The 22,271-nt window shown below is 31.4% G+C and carries 24 protein-coding genes; 14 read left to right on the top strand and 10 right to left on the bottom strand.

The features are described 5' to 3' along the window. Positions 1-19: 19 nt before the first annotated feature. Positions 20-2,755, bottom strand: coding sequence for a DEAD/DEAH box helicase (locus D1869_RS01695; RefSeq protein WP_156013653.1), 2,736 nt, complete (start codon positions 2,753-2,755; stop codon positions 20-22). Positions 2,756-2,791: 36 nt separating this feature from the next. On the opposite strand from D1869_RS01695, the gene D1869_RS01690 reads away from it, so the two are divergent. Genes D1869_RS01690 through D1869_RS01680 form a run of 3 tightly spaced genes read left to right on the top strand, consistent with a single transcriptional unit; the run spans position 2,792 to position 5,552 of the window. After that, positions 2,792-4,453, top strand: a complete 1,662-nt coding sequence (locus D1869_RS01690; protein WP_156013652.1) for an ATP-binding protein — start codon at positions 2,792-2,794, stop codon at positions 4,451-4,453. 11 nt (positions 4,454-4,464) lie between these two features. Continuing rightward, on the top strand, positions 4,465-4,809 hold the full coding sequence (locus D1869_RS01685; protein WP_156013651.1) for an RNA polymerase subunit Rpo13: 345 nt from the start codon (positions 4,465-4,467) through the stop codon (positions 4,807-4,809). Continuing rightward, complete coding sequence (locus D1869_RS01680) at positions 4,806-5,552, top strand: DNA polymerase sliding clamp (protein ID WP_156013650.1); 747 nt, start codon at positions 4,806-4,808, stop codon at positions 5,550-5,552. The genes D1869_RS01685 and D1869_RS01680 overlap by 4 nt, the downstream gene beginning before the upstream one ends. Here the strand turns inward: D1869_RS01680 and D1869_RS01675 are convergent. From D1869_RS01675 to D1869_RS01655, 5 genes are read right to left on the bottom strand one after another with little or no spacing between them, the layout of a single operon-like run. Further along, a complete protein-coding gene (locus D1869_RS01675) occupies positions 5,519-6,628 on the bottom strand; it encodes an amidohydrolase family protein (RefSeq protein ID WP_156013649.1) in 1,110 nt (369 codons plus the stop codon). The genes D1869_RS01680 and D1869_RS01675 overlap by 34 nt on opposite strands. Continuing rightward, on the bottom strand, positions 6,609-7,286 hold the full coding sequence (locus D1869_RS01670) for a GTP cyclohydrolase IIa (protein ID WP_156013648.1): 678 nt from the start codon (positions 7,284-7,286) through the stop codon (positions 6,609-6,611). The genes D1869_RS01675 and D1869_RS01670 overlap by 20 nt, the downstream gene beginning before the upstream one ends. Then, positions 7,283-7,750, bottom strand: a complete 468-nt coding sequence (gene ribH, locus D1869_RS01665) for a 6,7-dimethyl-8-ribityllumazine synthase (protein ID WP_184650951.1) — start codon at positions 7,748-7,750, stop codon at positions 7,283-7,285. Before ribH ends, D1869_RS01670 begins: the two co-directional genes overlap by 4 nt. After that, the gene (gene ribC, locus D1869_RS01660) at positions 7,731-8,195 is read right to left on the bottom strand and encodes a riboflavin synthase (protein WP_156013646.1); all 465 of its coding nucleotides are present in this window, start codon (positions 8,193-8,195) and stop codon (positions 7,731-7,733) included. Before ribC ends, ribH begins: the two co-directional genes overlap by 20 nt. Then, positions 8,192-8,848 (bottom strand): 3,4-dihydroxy-2-butanone-4-phosphate synthase, encoded by a 657-nt coding sequence (locus tag D1869_RS01655; RefSeq protein ID WP_156013645.1) that lies wholly within the window; start codon positions 8,846-8,848, stop codon positions 8,192-8,194. The genes ribC and D1869_RS01655 overlap by 4 nt, the downstream gene beginning before the upstream one ends. A gap of 600 nt (positions 8,849-9,448) precedes the next feature. Between D1869_RS01655 and D1869_RS01650 the strand changes: the two genes are divergently transcribed. Then, positions 9,449-10,216: a DUF2208 domain-containing protein gene (locus D1869_RS01650; RefSeq protein ID WP_156013644.1), complete on the top strand. Its 768-nt coding sequence runs from the start codon at positions 9,449-9,451 to the stop codon at positions 10,214-10,216. Here the strand turns inward: D1869_RS01650 and D1869_RS01645 are convergent. Continuing rightward, on the bottom strand, positions 10,187-11,497 hold the full coding sequence (locus D1869_RS01645; protein ID WP_156013643.1) for a cobyrinic acid a,c-diamide synthase CobB: 1,311 nt from the start codon (positions 11,495-11,497) through the stop codon (positions 10,187-10,189). The two genes, D1869_RS01650 and D1869_RS01645, sit on opposite strands and share 30 nt — an antisense overlap. 47 nt (positions 11,498-11,544) lie before the next feature. On the opposite strand from D1869_RS01645, the gene pcn reads away from it, so the two are divergent. The 4 genes from pcn to D1869_RS01625 are packed head-to-tail and all read left to right on the top strand — an operon-like array spanning position 11,545 to position 14,727. Further along, positions 11,545-12,282, top strand: a complete 738-nt coding sequence (gene pcn, locus D1869_RS01640) for a proliferating cell nuclear antigen (pcna) (protein WP_156013642.1) — start codon at positions 11,545-11,547, stop codon at positions 12,280-12,282. Next, complete coding sequence (locus tag D1869_RS01635; RefSeq protein WP_156013641.1) at positions 12,282-13,250, top strand: uroporphyrinogen decarboxylase/cobalamine-independent methonine synthase family protein; 969 nt, start codon at positions 12,282-12,284, stop codon at positions 13,248-13,250. The genes pcn and D1869_RS01635 overlap by 1 nt, the downstream gene beginning before the upstream one ends. Next, positions 13,243-14,259: a methionine synthase gene (locus D1869_RS01630; RefSeq protein ID WP_156013640.1), complete on the top strand. Its 1,017-nt coding sequence runs from the start codon at positions 13,243-13,245 to the stop codon at positions 14,257-14,259. Before D1869_RS01635 ends, D1869_RS01630 begins: the two co-directional genes overlap by 8 nt. Positions 14,260-14,265: 6 nt before the next feature. After that, positions 14,266-14,727, top strand: coding sequence for a 30S ribosomal protein S15 (locus D1869_RS01625; RefSeq protein WP_156013639.1), 462 nt, complete (start codon positions 14,266-14,268; stop codon positions 14,725-14,727). Here the strand turns inward: D1869_RS01625 and D1869_RS01620 are convergent. Next, complete coding sequence (locus D1869_RS01620) at positions 14,704-15,066, bottom strand: CbiX/SirB N-terminal domain-containing protein (protein ID WP_156013638.1); 363 nt, start codon at positions 15,064-15,066, stop codon at positions 14,704-14,706. The two genes, D1869_RS01625 and D1869_RS01620, sit on opposite strands and share 24 nt — an antisense overlap. A 65-nt stretch (positions 15,067-15,131) precedes the next feature. Here D1869_RS01620 and D1869_RS01615 point away from each other — a divergent pair, with 65 nt between their 5' ends. The 6 genes from D1869_RS01615 to D1869_RS01590 are packed head-to-tail and all read left to right on the top strand — an operon-like array spanning position 15,132 to position 18,702. Next, entirely contained in the window at positions 15,132-15,773 is a 642-nt protein-coding gene (locus tag D1869_RS01615) for a 30S ribosomal protein S6e (protein ID WP_156013637.1), read from the top strand. Between the two features lie 8 nt (positions 15,774-15,781). Then, positions 15,782-17,038, top strand: a complete 1,257-nt coding sequence (gene eif2g / locus D1869_RS01610; RefSeq protein WP_052846878.1) for a translation initiation factor IF-2 subunit gamma — start codon at positions 15,782-15,784, stop codon at positions 17,036-17,038. Then, positions 17,002-17,433, top strand: a complete 432-nt coding sequence (locus tag D1869_RS01605; RefSeq protein ID WP_231113675.1) for a type II toxin-antitoxin system VapC family toxin — start codon at positions 17,002-17,004, stop codon at positions 17,431-17,433. Before eif2g ends, D1869_RS01605 begins: the two co-directional genes overlap by 37 nt. A gap of 11 nt (positions 17,434-17,444) precedes the next feature. Next, entirely contained in the window at positions 17,445-17,996 is a 552-nt protein-coding gene (locus tag D1869_RS01600) for a DNA-directed RNA polymerase (RefSeq protein ID WP_156013636.1), read from the top strand. Then, positions 17,996-18,199, top strand: a complete 204-nt coding sequence (gene spt4, locus D1869_RS01595) for a transcription elongation factor subunit Spt4 (protein WP_156013635.1) — start codon at positions 17,996-17,998, stop codon at positions 18,197-18,199. The genes D1869_RS01600 and spt4 overlap by 1 nt, the downstream gene beginning before the upstream one ends. Positions 18,200-18,213: 14 nt before the next feature. After that, positions 18,214-18,702: a GTP-dependent dephospho-CoA kinase family protein gene (locus D1869_RS01590; protein ID WP_156013634.1), complete on the top strand. Its 489-nt coding sequence runs from the start codon at positions 18,214-18,216 to the stop codon at positions 18,700-18,702. Between the two features lie 49 nt (positions 18,703-18,751). Here the strand turns inward: D1869_RS01590 and D1869_RS01585 are convergent, their stop codons facing one another. Both D1869_RS01585 and D1869_RS01580 read right to left on the bottom strand, forming a co-directional pair. Further along, positions 18,752-19,993 (bottom strand): 2,3-bisphosphoglycerate-independent phosphoglycerate mutase, encoded by a 1,242-nt coding sequence (locus D1869_RS01585; protein WP_156013633.1) that lies wholly within the window; start codon positions 19,991-19,993, stop codon positions 18,752-18,754. Further along, positions 19,990-22,233, bottom strand: coding sequence for a CDC48 family AAA ATPase (locus D1869_RS01580; protein ID WP_156013632.1), 2,244 nt, complete (start codon positions 22,231-22,233; stop codon positions 19,990-19,992). The genes D1869_RS01585 and D1869_RS01580 overlap by 4 nt, the downstream gene beginning before the upstream one ends. Positions 22,234-22,271: the final 38 nt, after the last annotated feature.

Raw genomic sequence — 22,271 nt, 5'->3', positions numbered from 1 at the left:
TATTCATAAAAATTTAAACTTAGTGCCAGTATTTTCGAGTCCTTATAAACCTTCTCTCTAGATCTAAAAGCGCTTCATAATACTTATCTTCTCCTTCTCTCAATTTTTCTAACGCTTTACTAATATTAGTAACACCTACACCAGGAGCAGAAAGACCGATAGCTACATATTTATTATAGTAAGAATAAAACGACGAAATTCTTTTCAATTCCTCTAGTTTTTTTAGTTCTTTTTTACTCAATTTTTCACCTTTTATTGCTTTTTTAACTATTTGAATACTTTCATTATCTTGTAAATCAACAACTGTCAAAAATACAGAACCACATTTTGGACATCTGGGAGGGACCTGACTCACATTAAAATTACTATTCCATCCACAAACCATACAGATAAGTTTTACCTCTTTTGATAATAGTTTTCTCTTATAAACCTCTAGCATAATTGGTTTATCTTCACTAGAACGGAAAACTAAAAGTTTATCTAAAAATTCTTTAGCTAGAGGTGAAAAACTGGGTACTTCTAATATTTTCCAGCTTACTTTTCTTAGTTCGTTTGATAAGATACTTAAATCATAGTTCTTAACAATAAGCTCCTTAACTGCCTCTTCTCCAACTATAGTATCTATAAATGGTCTCAATAACGTAGAAGAAATATCAATATCTTTACCTTTATCGATAACTCCAAATCTTTCTGCTTCAACTAATAATTTCCATTTAAATTGAGGACTTTCTTTTATTGCTATTTTCAATAATTCCTCCAAATCTTTTTCTTGTAATGAATTTATCATATTTACAATTTTTATAATATCATCTTTATATATTGGTATTACGGTTGCTATAGCTATGTGATACGAATCAGACCTATAGTTAGCTTTTATTCCTTTTAATCGAGAAAGTAAAGCAGAAATAATTGCGCCTAATGTATTATTTCCTCTGGTTCCAAAAGCTGAGTGAATTACAATTAGGTCATGATTTATTTCAACCAAAATCTCTTTATCTGATGGCAAAGGATATCCTCTTTTCAACTGATTATCAACAATATCCTTTAATTTATTAAGTACATCTTTGGGTAAATCTATTTCTTCACCTTTAGCTATTCTGCTTATATACTCGTATACCTTTAATGCAATCTCCTTTTCTACTGGGATCGATTCTCCAAACCAACTAGGTAAAATACCACTTTTTAATTGTGCTTGTTCAACATATACTTTTCCGTCTTCAATAGTAACTACTTTCCAAAGTTTCCCGCCTAAAACAAATACTGTATTTTCATCCAATGCGGAAATAAATTCTTCATCTAGAGTACCTATCTTAGAATTAGTTACATGATCTATAACCAAGTAATCTCTTAATGAGTCAGGTATCATATTAGTTTCATAATAATACTTCCAAAGCCTAAAAGAAGGAGATATTTTATCTTTCTCCCTTTTTATAATTTTAGCAGATTCCAATATATCAAGTATTTCAGCAAATTCTTCTTCTGTTAAATTACTAAATAGGAAAACACCTTTTATTATATCAAATATCTCTCTAGGATTATTATATCCCTCTAGGACCATGCCGGCTATTTCATGAGCAATTACATCATAAGGCTTATATTCTATTAATGGTTTTTCAAGATATCCTTCCTTCAATTTATCTACAATGGCTTTACATTCTAGTATATCATATATATCATTTGAAGGCATTATATAGCCTTTAGATAGTTTATTCACAGAGTGCCCGCTTCTTCCAATTCTCTGAACAAGCCGTATTACTTGTCTTGGAGACATATATTGTAATACCACATTAATTTTACCTATGTCTATTCCTAACTCTAAACTAGACGTAGCCACTAAAGCATCAATGTTGCCTTCTCTAAAGTCTTTTTCGGCTTCAACTCTTACTTCTCGAGATAATGAGCCATGATGAGTCAAAATTTTAAGCTGTGTTATTTTAGAAAGTTCATTAGCTAGGAACTCTGTTGTTTCTCTAACATTTGTAAAAATTAAAACAGGCTTCTCGTTTTTAACGATTTCTTCTATCTTTTTGAATCTTGCTATTATCTCAGGATTTAATCCTAACTTAATGGATAAATCAACATAATCCTTTTTTAATTCTGGAATTATTAATGAAATATCAATATCTTTTCTGGTATCAATTTTTGCTACTTCTACTTCTTCTCCTAAATATTTTTTTGCTATTTCTATATTTCCAATAGTTGCAGACAAGCCTATAGACTGTATTCTATTCTTGCTTATTCTTTTTAAACGTTCTAAAACGATTAATAATTCGTATCCTCTTTTTTCATCTAACATCTCTTGAAGTTCGTCAATTATAATCCATTTCAAATTTTCAAATAATTTCCTATATTTTTCGTTTATTACTAGATATAGTAAAGTTTCAGGAGTTGTTAAAAGAAGTTGTGGAGGATCAAGAAGTATTCTTCTACGTTCACTTTCGGTCGAATCACCATGTCTTACTCTAACCTTAATACCTAATTTTTCTCCTATCTTCTTTAATCTTAGCTCAATATCTCTGTTTAACGCTCTTAATGGAGTAATATATAATGCTGATATAGGAACCGAATTTTCTGTATAAATCTTGTAAAATACTGGAAAAACAGCCGCCTCGGTTTTTCCATAGCCTGTAGGTGCTATAACTAAAGTATTTTTCCCCTTTAAAATTATAGGGATGGCTACTTTTTGTATTGGAGTAAGACTTGTATATCCTAATTCCTTAAGTTTATTTACAAAATCGTGAGAAACACTTATCATTTAGCTAATAATACTAACATTTTGGGTTTAATATAAGTGAGGTCTTACATTATATTCCTTTCAGTCCTCATTTTAGAGACTATAATTCTTTATTTTATCAATATAACACAGAATTCATTATATTTTATATCTATAACTGCATTAATAATTATTATTAATGGTATAATAGCATTTATCTTATTTAATTCGGTATTATTATCTATTATCTCATTACCATCGTTTTTCTCTATTTATAGCATAATTAATAGATTAAATTTTTATGAGACATTATTGCTAATTACCTATTATTCTGAATATTATCTAGTAGTTACATTAGTTGCATTCTTTATTTACTCTTTCGTAAAACGAAATTTTTATGATTTCCTAATTGATGAACTCAAAAAAGTGAAATTTAGTTTCTCGCCTTTAAAATTTATAATAGGCATTAGCCTATCAGTATTGCTCTACTGGGTATTATTCTTTAATCCTATCTTCTTAATAGGAAGCATATTAGACTCTCTGGCAATCTCATTATATGGATTTTATTACGAATTACCCTTAATAACATTTAATTGGATCACATTACCTTATTTAATTTTCCCTAAAACGTATAGACCATCTAACAGAGGAGTTCTAATTGGAAAAATAATTGGAAAAATAGGTAAGGGGAGTTCATTAGATAACGCATTTTATACCTCAAATTCTACGTATAAGTGGATCAGAACTGGTGGAATATATTACCTAGATTTTAATTCTAGTAAAAATTATAATGTGATAATTATAGGTACTAGTGGAGTAGGAAAATCGACTTTAGCAAAAAAGATTGTGAATTCATTAAACGTATCTTACTTAGTTTTCGATTTACATGGAGAATATGAAGTCCAAGGAGCAAAGAAGATTGATGCTTCTAAAGTAACAATAAATCCGTTAAGTCTATTTGGCAGAAATCCCAAGGAAAGAGCCTTAGAAATTTCGTTGATGATAAAAAGTCTTTTTAATCTAGGTAACTTACAAACTATTGAACTAACAAACTTAATTATTGAAGCTTATGCAGAAAAAGGAATAGATGAAAGTGATAGTAGTACATGGAATTTATCGCCACCAACTTTCAGAGATATTTTAATTCTATTGGAAAAAAAGAAAAAACTAGCTACTACAAGTCAAGATATAATAAAATATCAGTCAATTGAACCCTATATTCAATTTCTAACATCTTCAGTTTTCAATAATTCAAATGTGAATATTTCAGAGATTTTGGAAAATAATCTAATTATAGATTTCTCTAAAATACCTACTAATGAAATAAAATACATTTTAATAGAAACATTATTAAAATCTATTCAAAATACGATGTATATTTCTGGTATATCAAATTTAAAGAAAATAATTATTATAGATGAAGCACCTTTTATCTTATCTAAAGAATCTGGTAAACAAATATTGGAACGACTGTTTGCAGAAGGAAGAAAATTTGGATTTGGATTTATAATAATTTCTCAAACAAGTGAATGCATCAAGGAACTACTTGCTAATACAAGTTACTTTTTTATATTTAATTTAGTTGAACCTAAAGAACTAGACTATGCGAGTAAACTGTTTGGAGGTTCTGATGCTCAGTTATATGCTATAATTTATGAAACATTACAAAAATTACCGAGGGGGTATTGCGTGACTAGAGATTTATTAAGGGGTGAAATATATCTACTAAACTTGACATAAGGGGGATTATAATGTTTGATGAGGAAGAGAATGAGAAAGAGAATGAAGAAGAGGAAGAATCCACTGAAGCTGAAAGCGAAGAGGAATTTACACAAAAAGAAGAGCACGAGGAGAAAGTAGAAGCTGAAAGCGAAGAGGAAGAACTGCCAGCACTAAGTGTAGCTGACATAGAATTATTAATGAAAAATACTGAAATATGGGACAATTTACTTAATGGAAAAATAAGCATCGAAGAAGCAAAGAAAATGTTTAAAGAATTAGCCTCTCATTATTCTTCCTCTGATAAGAAGAAAAGGAAGAAAGTAGCAAAAAAGACTAAAAAAGTAAAAGAACAAAAAACAAATGAGGAAGAATGATTAAGGCGACATATTCAAGTGCGAAAGATTTTTACTCCTTGTTATCTGGTCTACTTAGGGTTACGGACGAAATAATTTTAAACTTTACTGAAGACAGCATTTTTTCAAGATATTTGACAGATGATAAAGTACTCATGGTTATATTTAAAATTCCAAAAGAATATCTGGAAGATTATACAATTGATAAACCGCTTGGAATTAAAATTAATATAAATGATTTAAAGAAAATTCTTGGAAAGGCTAAAACTAAAAGTGCAACAGTTACTTTAGAAGAGACTGAGGCTGGTCTAAAAGTTACTGTTAGAGATGAGAAAACAGGAACTAGAAGCAATATCTATATAAAGGGAGAAAAAACTTCAATAGATCAATTAACAGAACCTAAGGTAAACCTAAGTGTAACATTTACAACTGATGGGGATATACTAAAAGATATTGCTAGAGATTTAAGCTTAGTAGGTGAAGAAGTTGAAATATCTGCAGATGAAAACACTGTTACCCTCTCCACAGAGGAGGCTGGCAGAACATATAAGTCCTTATTAAGACAAGATAAGCCCCTTAAATCCTTAAATATAGAATCTCCTTCAAAAGCAGTATATAGCATAGAAGTTCTAAAAGATGTATTTAAAGTAACTACCATATCTCAAAATGTAACCGTGGGATTTGGAAATAACATACCTATGAGAATTGAGGTACCTACAGATTCTGGTGGTCAACTTATATTCTGGATAGCACCAAGACTATAAATCCCATTATCTGAAGCTCTTTTAATTATTGCAACAAATTTATCGTTTGCTCTAAAAATTTCATCTCCTCTTATTAAAACCGGATATATTTTATTGCCTTCTTTTATTGTAAAATCAAGTCGAAGATACTTATATGCATTAACAGTAGCTGATGATAAAATATCTCTTGCATAGTTAGATCCTGGTTTCTGTATTCTAGTAATAAGAAGAGCTAATTCTAAGTCTTTCCACAGATTTGGCGAAATCCAGCTTCCATTATCGCTTCCATAAAAAACAGTAACACCAACATCATAGGCTGCAGAAATATTAGGAAGACCTACACCGAACCATAAATTACTTCTAGGACAAACAACTAGAGGAATTTTTTCATTTTTTAAGAGATTAAATTCATTGATACTAAAATGAGTTCCATGAACTATAAGATTTGGAGAATAACTTAAAATTATTTCTTCTAGGTCATCCCTTAAATATTGCTTTTTTGTCTCTGCAAAATGAACGGCTCTAATCTTTGTAGCAAAGTGATTTTTGATAACATTTAATTCTTTGCTAGAATGATAATTAGGACTAGGCAATCCATATCCTTCTGCAACTTTTGCTAACGCTTTTAATTCCTTCTCATCAAATTTATCCAATCTACCGAGAGAGAAATAATAAATGTCAATTAAATCTATAGATTTTTTAGCTTTCAACACACCCTCTACTCCTTCTTCTCTAAAATCCAATATTCCTATTATTCCAAAACTAATAGATTTTCTAATAAATTCTCTAATTCCTTCATTGATCTTATTTCTATATAACTTGAAATATTTATATTTTTCACTATGGGGGTCTCCTACTAATTCTTTAATAGTTTTGTCAATTCCTATTTCCGGAAAAGTAAAATCTCCGCTATGTGTATGAAAATTTATAAGAGGCGGAACAAGTATAAATTCTTTAAAATTTTTAGCAGAAGAATCATAACCATTACCGATGTGTAAAATTCTATTATTATCATCTATTTCAATATTTACTCCTTCTTTATATTCTAGTTCCTCTCCAGATAAAATAGCACCTAAATTAATTTTTAGAATCGACAATTTCGATCTTCCTATTTCTATATATTCTTATAGTATGCAATGCCTCAGCGGCATTCTTAAGAGCCTCCCTTGGATTATTACCTATTCCTATACCTACTTTCATACTTGGGAAAGAATTAGCTAATTCTATTATTTTATTAATATTTTCAACCCCTAAGAAAATTCCTATATTATCACCACCAAAATAATAAGCCAAACCACCAAGTTCTATAGCATAATGAAATAACTTATTATATATTTTATAAACTTCTAGGTAAGCATCGAACAATAGCTTTTTTCTAGAAAATCCATCCAGATCAAAATGAGCTACAAGTACTTTTTCATCTTTAGCTAATAAGATATTATCAATGTTAATAGAACAATTTCTTTCTGCATCTAGTAAAGTTTTACCATATCCAAAACATATATCTATTGGAACTGGTGAAAGTTCTTTTATTTTAGTTAAAATATAATCATTTTTTCCAATTAAGACACCATCAAGTAACATTATATAACTATCATATCTGTATGTTATTATAAATGAATTTATTTCTGCTGCTATTTCATTAAGCCTAGATAAAAAACCGTGCTGAAAATTTTGAATTTTCCACTCTCTATCATACCCTAGGCTCTCAGTCCATTCTTTATAGCCTACTAAATTTATTTGCATAATTTTCATTCAATTACCACCATTTCCTCATTTAATGTTTGTATTTTTCTTAGTTCTCTTAACCTCCTAGCCAATTTGATTGCAGCCTCAACAGCTCTTGTGGAATATTCCTCTATCCTTTCCACCGCTTGCTCATGCGTAACTCCGTGACCTATAATGCCCAAAGTTACAGGCTTACCATATTCTACTGATAAATCTAATATTTTTCTTGCAGTTTGAGTAGCTACTATTTCATCATGTTTTGTTTCGCCTTTTATTACTGCACCTAAAGTAACAACAGCATCTATATCATCTCTTTTTAGTAACTCTTTCACAGCTATTGCCATATCATAGCTACCTGGAACTTTAAATACAACCTTTACATTTGCACCAAGGAATTTAGCATGAGCTATTGCTCTTTGTAACATCAGATACGTTATATCGTAATTAAATTCAGCCACTACTATAGCTAAGTTAATCGATTGGTCCGACATTTTCATATCCCTGCCTTAATCCTTTCCCAGCATAAGGAGTTAGTGCATTTCTTCCATCTCTTACTAGCTTAACTAAATTTTTTGCATGCTTAGTTACCCTATCTATTGCTAAGTCTTTTAGTTTTTCTTCATTATCTACTTCATCTTCATGAACAGTAACATCAATTATATGTTTAGAAGTTAGAACTTGTGTGATTATTAAACCAATGCTTGTTGCAAGATAACTATATTTGTCCAACATTGATTTCCCTACCCAACCAAGAGTTATTACGCCATCACAGCCTTCATCCAATAATCTCTTTGCAGCAACTGGAATATCTTTTATACCAGGGACAGTATATCTAATTATTTCTGCATCGGGGTCTTCTGCTCTTATAACTTTTATTGCTATACTTCCCATATCTACTCTTGAGAATGTTGTATCTACTACTCCGTATTTTCTCATATGAGAACCTCCTTTAAGATTTCTTTTCCTTCTATAAATAAAAATCCATTATGCCTTGCATATCTTAATGCTTTCTCCTTACTAAGACTTAATCCATCGTCCAACATTTCAGCTATAACTGCGCTCTTTTCTAAATTTACATACTCGAGTAAAGATATACTTAATTCTGTATGTCCTCTTCTATATCTTATTCCCCTAGATAGCAATACAGGCACATGACCGGGTGAGTAGAATTCAGTTTCAAGCTTTTCCTTAGCTAATTTTTCATCCTCATTAAGTAAAGAAATAACACTATGAAGTTCAGATATTGTCTTTGCCCTATCAACATCATTTATTCCCGTCTTTGTAGTTATATGGTTTAACCAAATAGAAAAGGCCGGTTCATCGCCATATGACGGTTTTTTAGCTAGGTAAGGATATTTTTCTCTTATTATATTACTCATAAAATCTAATCCCAATTTTTGGCCATATTCTTTAGACGTAACGTAACATATTAATCCTCCCGCATCTTTCCTCAACAAGTTTATGCTTTTCCATGATATCCTCCCAGCATAAAACATCATATCAACTTCTTCTTCTCTACCATCAAAGTCGTAGATCAATATCGGCAATCCGTCCTCAAGGTTTTTTCTAATCTCAGACTTTTGAATCATCGAATAGAATTTTAATCAAAAATATAAAAGCGTATGTACTAATAACCTTTATATCTTTTCAGTGTAATAAATATGATTATAGAAATTAATAGTATTAATATAAATGTGATATAAGTCAAGTTATATGTAGAGAAAGATTTTGTAGTAGTTATAAAATTGTTAATATTTGTATAAGTATTATTTACATAACTTACATTTCCAATAATTTTTATATATTGGCCTTGAGAGGAAAATATAAGAATAGTTATATTACTTGCATATAGATAATCAATTCCAATTAAAGTTGTTTCCTTCGAAGAGTTATATATAATTATAGGTTTAAAAAAGATAATGGAACTGTTCTTAAATGATATATTTAAAAATGAATTATTATGTATATAGATATAGATATAAGGAGAATAATTTAAGTTAAAACTTATATTAATTTCTAGTGGAGTTTTCTGATATTTTTGTATTACATAGATGTTTAGTTCATTTCCTGTAGATGGCAACACGTATGTATATCGATTAATTGATATAAAAGAAAATGATACTAAAGATATTAGGACTAATAAAACCAAACACATATTTATTAGGGTTTTAAAGATATTAATATTAGGCATGTCTACCTATCCCCAAGGATATCCTAATCCATATAATTGGAAAATGATACTAGTCTCGCAAGTACTAATGATTTTAATGTCTTTTGTATTATCATTATATCCTCAGTATTTCTTACCTGTTTATATTCTTTATATCATAGTAATTCTTGGAATCACTAGCGTTATGACAATGAGAAGTAATCCTTTACTTAGCGAAAGAAAATATTTAACTGATATATCGAATTCACGAACTCTCTTTGAAGAGAAAAAAGCAGGAGAACTTGCCCAGAAAGATGAAGAGTATATGAAAAAAATGCAAGAGTTTGCTATGGCTAGTTTTAAATCATTTATGTATATGATAATATACATTATTGCAATATTTGCATTTTATGGTGAAGTTTTACTTAAAATAGTTGGAAGTGTATCTGGATATGAAAGACTGTTAGTATACGTTATTTATTTTGAAGCCTTATTCTTGTTCAATATGTTTGTGTATAGAAGATTAATAAAATTCCAAACTATGGAAGTAATGGTACCACAAAGTTATAAAATTACAGAAAAAGGTATATTGTCAACAGATAAAAGTGGAGTTTTTTTACACTCAAGGCATCTAGTTAATGCAGAGATAAAAGAAAACAGAGAAAAAAGATATATAGAAATTCATTCACAAACATCTAAATTGCCATACAGAATTAGACTATATACTACAGAAATAGATAGGTTATTAGAGGTACTAGATAGAGTAAAGAAACTCGAACTAAAAAGACAACAATCCTCTAGTGCTTGAAAAATGAAAATGAGAATAAGAAGCTAATGTATTATAAACAGTAACCCCATCTTTATTTTCCCATATACCCTTTCCTATTCTATTTTTCATAGAAAATTTTACATCGTTGCCTACGCTTATAGCTCTAGATACATGAAATTCATGACCCCTAAGTACTTCACCCTTCTTCCCTAATATATTATCTGATATCACATCTAATTCCGTATAACCAATTGTGAGTTTATCTTTAGCCTTAATACTAATATCAAATAAATCAACCATTTTATAGCTTTTTTCAGCTATAATTTCTTTTGATAAGTACATTAAACCTCCACATTCCGCTAAAATTTTTGTACCTTTTTCTGCCTCTTCTTTAATCCATCTTATGGTAGTATTAGATTTCTCAAGATCGTTTAAATGTAATTCTGGGTATCCACCACCTATATAAATTAAAGCTGGATTATTGATTTTCTCATTTAACAAGGGACTAAAAAATTCTACTTGATATTTATTCCTTAATAAATCTATATTTTCTGAATAATAAAAATTAAATGCTGAATCAAAAGCTATAGCAGCAATCTCTTTATTATTTAACCCCTTATCATATGTAATCTCATTTACTTCTTGTAATTCTTCTGCTGAGTTTGCGATTTCAATAATTTTATCTATATCGACAGATTCTTCTATAGCTCTAGATACGGATTGCAAAATATTTTCAGCCTCTTTAAAATCCTCAGTTGTAAAAAGCCCTAAATGACGTGAAGGAATAGAGAAATTTCTATCGTATTTTATATAACCTAAAACTTGAACTTCTTTTACAGAATTCTTACAATAATTATAATGTGTTTCAGACCCTATTTGATTGAAAATTACTCCGCTAATTCTTGCATTTCTATAATCTTTTAATCCTTTTACTATAGCTCCTATAGTACTACTAACATTATTGCAATTTACTACTAGAATTATTGGGGTCTTAGTAACTTCAGAAAGTTCATAAGTGCTATAATTCACATCAATTCCATCATATAACCCCATTACTCCCTCAATTATTCCAATATCGTAGCCTTTTCCATATCTTAATAAACTCTTCTTTACTCCATTAATTCCCATTAACCATAGGTCCAGGTTAATCGAAGGAACCCCAGTAGCTAATGTATGGTATTTTGGATCAATAAAATCTGGTCCCGCCTTAAATCCCCTCACTTTCATTTTCCTAGATAAAACCCTCATTAGGGCAGAGGATATTATTGTTTTACCTGAGTTACTTCTATCTGAAGAAATGATTATACGAGGAAACCTCATAAGAAAAAATAAGAAACTGATTAGATTAAATAAATATGGGATAGTAAATGCGTATAGTTTACGATGACGTGAGGGATCTGAAGGCTATTGTTCAAGCTTTACTTAAGTTGGTTGATGAGGCTCTATTTGACATAAAACCTGAGGGAATACAGCTTGTAGCTATAGACAAAGCACATATTTCTTTGATAAAGATCGAACTTCCTAAAGAAATGTTTAAAGAATATGATGTACCAGAAGAATTCAAGTTTGGATTTAATACACAATATATGAGTAAACTTTTAAAGGCAGCTAAAAGAAAAGAGGAGATAATTATAGAAGCAGATTCCCCAGAAGTCGTAAAGCTTACTTTAAGTGGTGCATTAAATAGAGTATTTAACGTGAATAACATAGAAGTATTACCACCAGAGGTACCTGAAGTTAATTTAGAATTTGATATTAAAGCTACAATTAATGCAAGTGGTTTTAAGAATGCAATAGGTGAAATAGCTGAAGTAGCAGATACACTACTAATTTCAGCTAATGAGGAAAAAGTAATAGTTAAAGGCGAAGGTGAAAATAAAGTAGAAGTAGAATTCTCAAAAGATACTGGAAGCCTTGCAGATATAGAATTTAATAAAGAATCTTCTTCTGCATATGACGTTGAATATCTAAATGATATTATATCCCTTACGAAGTTATCAGATTATGTTAAGGTAGCATTTGCGGAACAAAAACCTATGCAGTTGGAATTCAACATGGAAGGAGGGGGGAAAGTTACTTATTTGCTTGCCCCCAAATTATCCTGATGAGATTAGAAACAGCACTAATCGGGAGCTATCCTAAACCAGTGAGAATCGCTAAAATAATTTCAAAGAAAAATAATGGGAAGATATCTGAGGAGAAATATCTAGAGCAAATATTCAATTTCATGAACAATTTTTTTGAGATGATGAAATCCTTTAATGTTGATTTTACTACAGACAGCATGATAGAGTGGGATGATATTGCAGACTTAACATATTCTTTCCTTACCAATGTTAAAAAAGGAAGCCTAACGAGATTTTTTGACAATAACTTCTACTATAGGCAAATTGTAATAAATGAAAAACTGAAGTACAAGGAGGATAATACATACATTAAATATTTTGAAAAAGCTAAAGAGCTCGCGAGAAATTATAGTTTTAAACTTAAGGCCGTAATTTTAGGACCATTAACTTTTCTTAAACTTTCTGAAAATCAATACTATAAAAATGAAGAAGAATTAATGAGGGATTATGCTATAATAGTTAACTCATTACTGAAGAATATGAAAAGCGATGTAGTAGAAATTCATGAACCTTCAATCTTCCAAAAAGGAATAAAGAAGGATTTATTGGATACTCTACCAGAGGTTTACAATATAATGCTAGAAAATATAAACGTAGAAATACATTTATTAACTTATTTTGATATAAATTTTGATAGATTAGAAAATTATATGAAATTGCCAGTAACTGTTTATGGATTTGATGTGACTGAAGGCAATAAAAATAAGCTTGGTAGACTTTATCAATTCCTAAAAGGAAAGCAAGTATATTTTGGAATCCTAGATTCAAGGACAACAAAAATGGAAAAAATTGTTACAATTAAAAGAATAGTTTCTACTGCATCTGAAAAAGGAATAGAAAGGCTAATCTTAGGTAACTCTTCCTTTAATGATTTTATACCAGAAATAATAGTTCAGAAAAAATTTAAATTATTACAAAAAGCAAAGGAGATGATGTTAAATGGATGAATTACCAATTCTTCCAACAACGGTTATAGGTAGTTATCCTAGACCTAAATGGTTAAGAGAATCAATACGATTACATAAAGCTGGGAAAATTTCTGATGAAGATCTGCAAGAAGCTTTTGATGATGCAGTAGTTACAGTATTACATGATCACGAGATAGCTGGAGTTGATGTACCCACTGACGGAGAAATGAGAAGAGATGAAATGGTAGAATTTTTCGCAGAAAGATTAGCTGGATTTAAATTCTATGGACCAGTTAGAGTATGGGGGACTAATTATTATAGAAAACCATCCGTAGTAAGCAAAGTTGAGTATATCAAGCCTATGCTAGTTGATGAATTTTTGTTCGCTAAATCTGTATCCTATACTGAAAATCTAAAGATTACTATTACTGGACCCTATACAATAGCTGAGTGGTCATATAATGAATACTATAAGAATAAAAGAGACTTAGCGTTTGACCTGGCTAAGGTAATTAATACTGAAATGAAAAAGTTAGTAGAAGCTGGTGCGAAAATCATTCAAGTAGATGAACCAGCTATCCATACTCACAAAAATGAAGTTGAATGGGCTATAGAAGCTGTAAATGAGTCTATAAAGGGAATTAACGTTAAAGTTGTAATGCATGTATGTTATGGTGAATACAGTTATTTAGAGCCCTATTTAGATAAATTAAATGTAGATCAGATTAATTTAGCGTTAAAGAATTATAATTATGAACCAGTAAAACTGTTTAAAAAATGGGATAGAGAAATTGGAGTAGGGGTTATAGATGTCCATAATAAAAGAATAGAAACACCAGAGGAAGTTGCCAATGATTTAAAAATGTTACTAGATTACTTTAAGCCAGAAATGATCTGGGTAAATCCAGATTGTGGATTAAAGCTTTTGCCTAGAAAAATTGCATTCCAAAAATTATTAAACATGGTCAAGGGGACGAAAATTATAAGAGAAGAACTTAAAAATAAAGGTTATAATAGTACTTCACTAAAGCCTTTGGTAAATAGGTGAATTAGAGTGAATAAGAAACGCCCTAATGGTAAGTCACATTCTACAAGACCGGTTAGAAGTGGAGCACCTAAGTGGGTTAGGTTTACTAGAGAAGAAGTAGAATTACTAGTTGAAGAATTAGCTAAAAAAGGTTATTCACCTAGTATGATAGGTATAATTTTAAGAGATCAGTACGGTATTCCTCTAGTAAAACAAATTACTGGAAAAAAACTTACTAAAATCCTAGAAGAAAAAGGGCTTGCTCCAAAAATACCTGAAGACTTGTTTAATTTAATCCGAAAAGCAGCAAATGTAAGGAGACACTTATTTGAACATCCTAAGGATAAGAGAGCTAAAAAAGGATTAGAAGAAATAGAATCTAAAATTAGAAGACTTGCAGATTACTATAAGAGTATAGGTAAATTACCCAAAGAATGGAAATATGAGCCCGAAAAAGCAGAGCTATTAGCTTCTGGTGCCGCTTCTTAAGACTTCTTCGACTCTTTCTTTTAAAATTTCTGCAACTCTTTCATCAACACCTATAGGTTCTGCAATCATAATTTTTACTCCTCTTATTTCTTCTAATTGCTTTGGTATATCCCTTTTAAAATGAGTTCCAGCTGCAAATAATAACGGAACTACAATAATAGTATCTACACCATTACTAGCTAGTTTTTTTGCAGCTTCTGTTATACTAGGTTGATTAAATTCTATAAAACCGTATTCAACTAAATCAAAATATTTTCTTAAAAGATTAGCATATTGAATTGCAACATCTTGCCATTCTTTAATTTTACTACCGTGTAGGACCAATAACACTCCATACATACGTATTTTATGTACTTCGATTTTAAATACTTGTATTCTAATTTACCTTACCAAGGGATATTAACTTGCCAGACTTTAAAATTGTTATATCTGATCCGCAAACAAAAGAACCAAAAATAAAGAAAGTAAAAGTAAAAGTATCTGATCAAATTCAATCAATCCAAGGAGAAAAAGAAGGAAAAGCTTTGCCCATTGCGAAAATAAATCAGAAGTTAAAGGAGGAATTAGGTTTAGATACTTTACTAACATTACAAACAATAAAACAAGAAGGAGACAAAAAAGTAAAAGTAAAAACCCATTTTAAAATAGAAATTGACAATAATGTTCCCTCTGACGAAGTTTGGATTGCAGCTAGCATAGCAGAAAAATATGGAGCTAATGAGTTTGAAGCAGAAGCTTATAGGACTAAATCTTTTCAATTATCTATAGATCAATCAAAATTAAGCAATATTATAGGAGCAAAAATTGGTGATGTAATAGAATTAAATGTGTCTGGAATACCTCTAAAAATAAAGATAACTGGTGGATCTGATAATTCTGGTTTCCCAATGAGATATGATGTTCCAGGTGGAGCCAAAAGAAAGCTATTATTAAGTGGACCTCCAGGTTTCTATCCAGAAGAAGACGGAATGAGAAGGAAAAAAACTGTTAGAGGAAATATGATTACACAAGATATAGTTCAGATTAACACTATAATTATTAGGTGATTATGCTTTTGTCTTGGCCACAAGTTCAACCAGAAGTTAACATAGGTGTAGTTGGCCATGTAGATCATGGTAAAACTACATTAGTCCAAGCGATTACTGGAGTTTGGACTTCAAAGCATAGTGAAGAATTAAAGCGGGGTATGACAATAAAACTTGGATATGCAGAAGCTAGTATAGGTGTGTGCCCCAACTGTAACAAGCCAGAAGCATATGTTACAGAATACTCTTGCAATCAGTGTGGAAGTGACGAAAAACCACAATTTCTTAGGAAAGTATCTTTTATTGATGCACCAGGGCACGAAATTTTAATGGCTACAATGTTATCTGGAGCAGCACTTATGGATGGCGCGTTACTTGTTGTAGCAGCTAATGAGCCTTTTCCTCAACCACAAACAAGAGAGCATTTTGTTGCTTTAGGCATTGTTAATATAAAAAATTTAATTATAGTACAAAATAAGGTAGACGTAGTAAGCAAAGAAGAAGCGTTAAAACAATATAAGCAAATAAAAGAATTTCTAAAGGGTACCTGGGCTGAAGACGCTCCAATAATTCCAGTCAGTGCGTTGCATAAAATTAATATCGATGCGTTAATAGAAGGAATTCAAAAGTATATCCCAACTCCTCAGAGAGATCTTAGCAAAGATCCAATCATGTTAGTTATTAGAAGTTTTGATGTAAATAAGCCTGGGACTCCTTATAATGAACTGAAAGGAGGAGTAATTGGAGGTAGTATTATTCAAGGAAAACTAGAAATAGGAGACGAGATAAAAATCTTGCCGGGATTAAGGCATGAAAAACCTGGCGGTAAAGTAGAGTATGAACCGCTTTACACAACAATTACTTCTATTCGTTTCTCTGATTTAGAAGTAAAAGAGGCTAAACCGGGTGGTTTAGTAGCTTTAGGAACTGAATTAGATCCTTCCTATGTTAAGGCTGATAGTTTAGTTGGTAGTGTAGTAGTTAAATCGAGTAACAAAAATGTTTCTGTTTTATGGAATTTAAAAATTGAAAACTATCAATTACTAGAAAGAGTTGTTGGAGCAAAAGAATTAGTTAAAGTCGAGAATATTAAGAAAGGCGAGGTATTAATGCTAACACTAGGTTCAGCAACTACCTTAGGTGTAGCAAAGAACATTAAGAATGATGAATTAGAAGTAGAATTAAAAAGGCCTTTGGTAGTATGGGATAAAGATTTAAGAGTTGTTATAAGTAGACAAGTTAGTGGAAGATGGAGATTAGTAGGTTGGGGAATAATAAAAATTTAGGAGTATTAGTTGATACTAATATACTTCTTTATATATATCACGGTTTTGATCCTTTTGAGAAGATAATCCAATTTCTAGATTATAAGCCAGTTTTCTATATACCTAATATAGTTATAAGAGAGTTAAATAAATTTCTTAATTCTAAAAGTATTATTATGAATAAGAAAGCCAATTTAGCCTTACAATACCTTAATACATATAAAAATTATTGGAAAAGCATAGAAGGTTATGAAAACATGAGAGTTGACGATGCACTTATACAAATATGCAAAGACTACGATTTGTTTTTGTTTACAAATGATACTAGACTTAGACATAAAGCTAAGCTTAAAGGGGTAAGAGTTATTTATCTAAGACAGAAGAGTAAAAATATAAAGGTAGACATCATTATCTAGTCTGATATTTTATGTTTAAACTAATTAAAGCAAAGGGTATAATACGCATTCCTCCTGAGTATTTTGGGCAACCACTAGATGAAATAGCACTACAAATTTTAAGGCAAGAATATCAAGAAAAAATGATTAAAGACCTTGGTTTAGTCCTCGCTGTACTAGACGCTAAAGTAAGTGAAGAAGGATATATTATATTCGGAGATGGTGCAACGTATCATGAAGTTAGTTTTGAAATGCTAGCTTTTGTTCCAATAATTCAAGAAGTTGTAGAAGGTGAAGTTAATCAAGTAGATAATTATGGGGTTTATGTAAATATAGGACCAGTTGATGGATTAGCACACATTTCACAAATCACTGATGATAATCTTAAATTTGATCAAAATAGGGGAATTCTTATAGGAGAAAGGAGCAAAAAAATAATACAAAAAGGGGATAGAGTTAGAGCAAGGATTATTAGTGTATCTACAAGTGGTGGAAGAATGCCTAGAATAGCTTTAACAATGAAACAACCATATTTGGGAAAGATAGAGTGGATAACACAAGAGCTAACAAAGGCGAGTAAATAATGCCTGGAAAAAATAAAGAATTTAAAGCTTGTAAGAATTGTAGAGCATTAGTGACACAAGATACACCTAAATGTCCAGTTTGTGGATCAATTAGCTTCAGCGATGACTGGAGCGGAATTGTAATCATTTTGGATCCTCAGTCAGAAACAGCAAAATTATTTGGGGCTACTGTACCTTGGAGATACGCAGTAATAGTGAAATAGATTACTGTTTTGAAATGCCAGACTCTATAAAAAAGGAATTAACAAGACCTTATGGTTTTTTATTTACAAATAATGATATCTTTATAAATTTTATACTTGAGAAGAAAAATAGTAGATTAATAACAGTAGGTGACGTAGTCACATCAACATTATATGAACACAATATAATTCCTTTTTTATCAATAATAGATGGGAAAACGAAAAGACAAATAAAAGTTAAAACTGTCAACGAAAACGTTATTAAAGTAAAAAATGAGAAATCAAGTATTAGATTTTCTGTAATAAAAACTATTAAAAATACATTAGACAAAAACGAGAGAGCAACAATCTTAGTTGATGGAGAAGAAGACTTACTAGTTATACCAGTAGTTATCTTTGGTAGAAATAATGATATTATTGTTTACGGACAACCTAATGCTGGTGCAGTAGTCATAATAAATAATCAATTTGTAAAAATAAGAGTCAAACAAATACTAGAAAAATTTTATGTAAAAAAATGTTAAAAATCCGACCTGCGCGGGGTCATCATTCAATCAGACCTTTCGAGCCTCTTCATGCACCATACTTTTCTGCTCTGTTAGAATAATTTAGTAGTAAATTTATAACATCAAGACCTCTTATCCTTAAAGAACCCCTTCTTACTTCTCTTTCATTAAAGTCATTTACCACATCATTAATTATACTATAAGGAACGTATAATAAGAATGGAACTGGATCACCTGTATGTTCCTTAACTTCTACCGGCGTTGCATGGTCTCCGCTAATAGCAATAACTAACTCGCTTCCGAATTTATCTAATATTCTTCCAATCATCTCATCCATTTTATTAATAGCATATACTTTTCCATCTATGTTACCATCATGCGAGGCTGCATCTGTAGCCTTTAAATGCAAAAATACAAAATCATATTCCTTTAATAACTCTATTGCAGCATCAGCTTTTCCTAAGTAATTAGTATCTAAACCTCCCGTAGCTCCTGGAGGAGTAACAACTCTCATTCCAATCTGCTCACAAATTCCTTTAATCAACGCTGTCGCTGACACAGCAGCCGCTTTCAGCTTTGTGTAACTTTCAAATTGAGGAAGCTCAACAAACTCAGCAGCGCCTCTAAGTAGTATAATATTCGCTGGTAATTCTCCTTTACTTACCCTCATTTTATTTATTTCTGATGAATTTAAAACTTCATAAATTTTATGTGTTAATTTATTTACGATACTAGCAGTGAATTGACTTTCTGGCGAATTATCCAGAGGCTTACTCTCCAAAACTTTTTTATTTACTTCATGAGGATCAGTGTCACTAACCTTATCAGTAAGCCCTTTACCACTCAAAACTACAGCGACTCTATGTTCGGTCCCGTGATAAAACCTAACCTTAACTCCATCTATCTCTCCTATTTTCTCATTAAGTTCTTTTACTAAATCGTCTGCTTCCTCTATTTTCCTTCCTGCTCTTCTATCAACTACTATAAACTCGTTATTTACAGTAGCAAAGTTTCCTCTAAATGCTACATCACTTGCTTTTAATCTAGCACCAGCACCTATAGCTTCGAAAGCTCCTCTACCTCTGTAATATTTATGTGGATCTAAACCAAACATGGAAAGATGTGAGGTATCACTTCCTGGAACAACTCCTGGTGAGATGGGATCCATAAGACCTACAATTGAATTCTTTAAAAGCTCTCTTATGTTAGGTTTATCCACATATTCTAATGGTGTCTTACCCTGAAGTTTCCTTACTGGCCTATCTCCTAAGCCATCTGCTATAAAAAACAATATTTTATATTGTTTCATAATACTGACCTCTTCAATTCTTTTGCTAGTCTTTCATATCTTTGTATATCAGCTGCTGTTAAACTTGGCTTAACTACCTCTAAAGCTTTATTAAAATCTTCTTTTGTTACAACAACTTTTGCATTATTCATACAATCTCTCATTTTACTATTATAACAATCAACATTACTCTGACATTGATCTTTTGCTTTCTTGTCACAATCATTGAATATCTTTCTCATAGCATTAATTGTAGCTTCTCTTACTAAAGCTTCGATATCTGCACCAGTGTAGCCTTCTGTTTTTTCAGCTAGCTCATCTAATGTAATATCTTCAGCTAATGGTACATTCCTAGTATGAACTTTCAAAATCTCAGCCCTAGCCCTCTTATCTGGTGGAGGAACATAAATCAACCTATCAAACCTACCAGGCCTCAACAAAGCAGGATCAAGAATATCAGGCCTATTAGTAGCAGCAATAACGACAACCTTATTTAGTGGTACAATTCCGTCCATTTCTGCTAGTAGTTGGTTTACTATTCTTTCTGTTACGCCACTGTCTGTTGTTAGTCCTCTCATTGGTGCTATTGCGTCTATTTCATCAAAGAATATTACTGTTGGTGCTGCTTGCCTAGCCTTCCTAAATATTTCCCTAATAGCCTTCTCACTCTCACCAACCCACTTTGATAAGATTTCAGGACCACGAACAGCAATAAAATTAGCACCACTCTCAGTAGCAACAGCCTTAGCAAGCATAGTCTTACCAGTACCAGGAGGACCAAACAACAAAATACCCTTAGGCGGAGTTATTCCACTTCTATTAAATAATTCTGAGAATCTTAAAGGCCACTCAACTGCTTCCCTAAGCTGTTGTTTAACCTCCTCAAGACCTCCGATATCGTTCCAATGAACCTTTGGAACTTCAACATAAACTTCTCTAAGTAGAGTTGGTTGTATCGATTTCATAGCTTCTAAGAAATCTTGCATAGTAACTTTCAGTTCCTTTAAAATTTCAGCAGGAATTCTTTCTTGTTCAAGGTTTATTTTCTTCTCAGCTATAAATCTTCTTAAAGCATTCATAGCAGCTTCTTTTGCTAGTGCTGCTAAATCTGCTCCAGTATATCCATATGTAATTTCTGCAAGTTTATCTAGATCTACATCTTCTGCTAATGGCATATTTCTTGTATGTACTTGTAGGATTTCCTTTCTTCCTTTAGTATCTGGGGGTCTAATTTCTATTTCCCTATCAAATCTTCCTGGTCTTCTTAGTGCTGGATCTACCGCATCTGGTCTATTTGTAGCACCTATTACTATTACTTTTCCTCTACCTTTAATCCCGTCCATTAATGTTAATAATTGTGCTACAACTCTCTTCTCAACTTCGCCAGTAACTTCCTCTCTTTTAGGTGCAATAGAATCTATCTCATCAATAAATATTATAGCTGGAGCATTTTTCTGTGCCTCTTCAAAAATTTCTCTTAATCTTTGCTCGCTCTCACCGTAAAATTTACTCATAATTTCTGGGCCATTAATTGTGTAAAAACTAGCTCCAACCTCATTAGCTAACGCCCTAGCAAGTAAGGTTTTACCATTCCCGGGGGGGCCGTAAAGTAAAATTCCTTTAGGTGGTTCAATCCCTAATCTTTGGAATAATTCAGGATGCCTTAGAGGCCATTCAACTATTTCCCTGATTTTTTGTTTAGCCTCTTCTAAATCACCTATATCTTCCCACGTTACTTTAGGATATCCACCTAATTCACTTTCTTTAGCTGGTTCCTCTCTTATTTCAAGGTTTGTCGACTCTGTAACATATACATAATTTGAAGGTTGAGTATTTATTACTATGAAATCTAATGTACCAGTGTAAATTGGGACTGGTATTGTTTCTCCCTTTGCCAACGGTTTATTCATTAGTTGGTCTTTTACATATTCTACGAAACTTCTATCAAATCTTATTGGTTGTGTAGGAGCAAGAGTTATCTTAGTTGCTGGAGTTACATTAGCTTTCTTTACTTTTACATCATCACCAATCCCTACTCCGATAGATTTCCTAATATATCCATCAATTTTTATTTCATCATCAGAAATATCATAAGAAGGCATAGCCTGAGCTAAGGCAGAACCATTTGGACCTATTATCTCAATATAATCTCCAGTTTCAATCCCAAGTCTTCTCATTGTATAATCCGATAATCTTGCAATCTTTTTTCCTACGTCTCTTTGTCTAGCTTCACTTACTCTTAGACTGACCTCTTGGCTCATTATTTTGAACTATGCAATCTTTTAAATAAGTCTAACTG

The sequence above is a fragment of the Sulfurisphaera ohwakuensis genome (assembly GCF_009729055.1).
Lineage (GTDB): Archaea > Thermoproteota > Thermoprotei_A > Sulfolobales > Sulfolobaceae > Sulfurisphaera > Sulfurisphaera ohwakuensis.
This window is presented reverse-complemented; position numbering and strand designations above follow the sequence as displayed.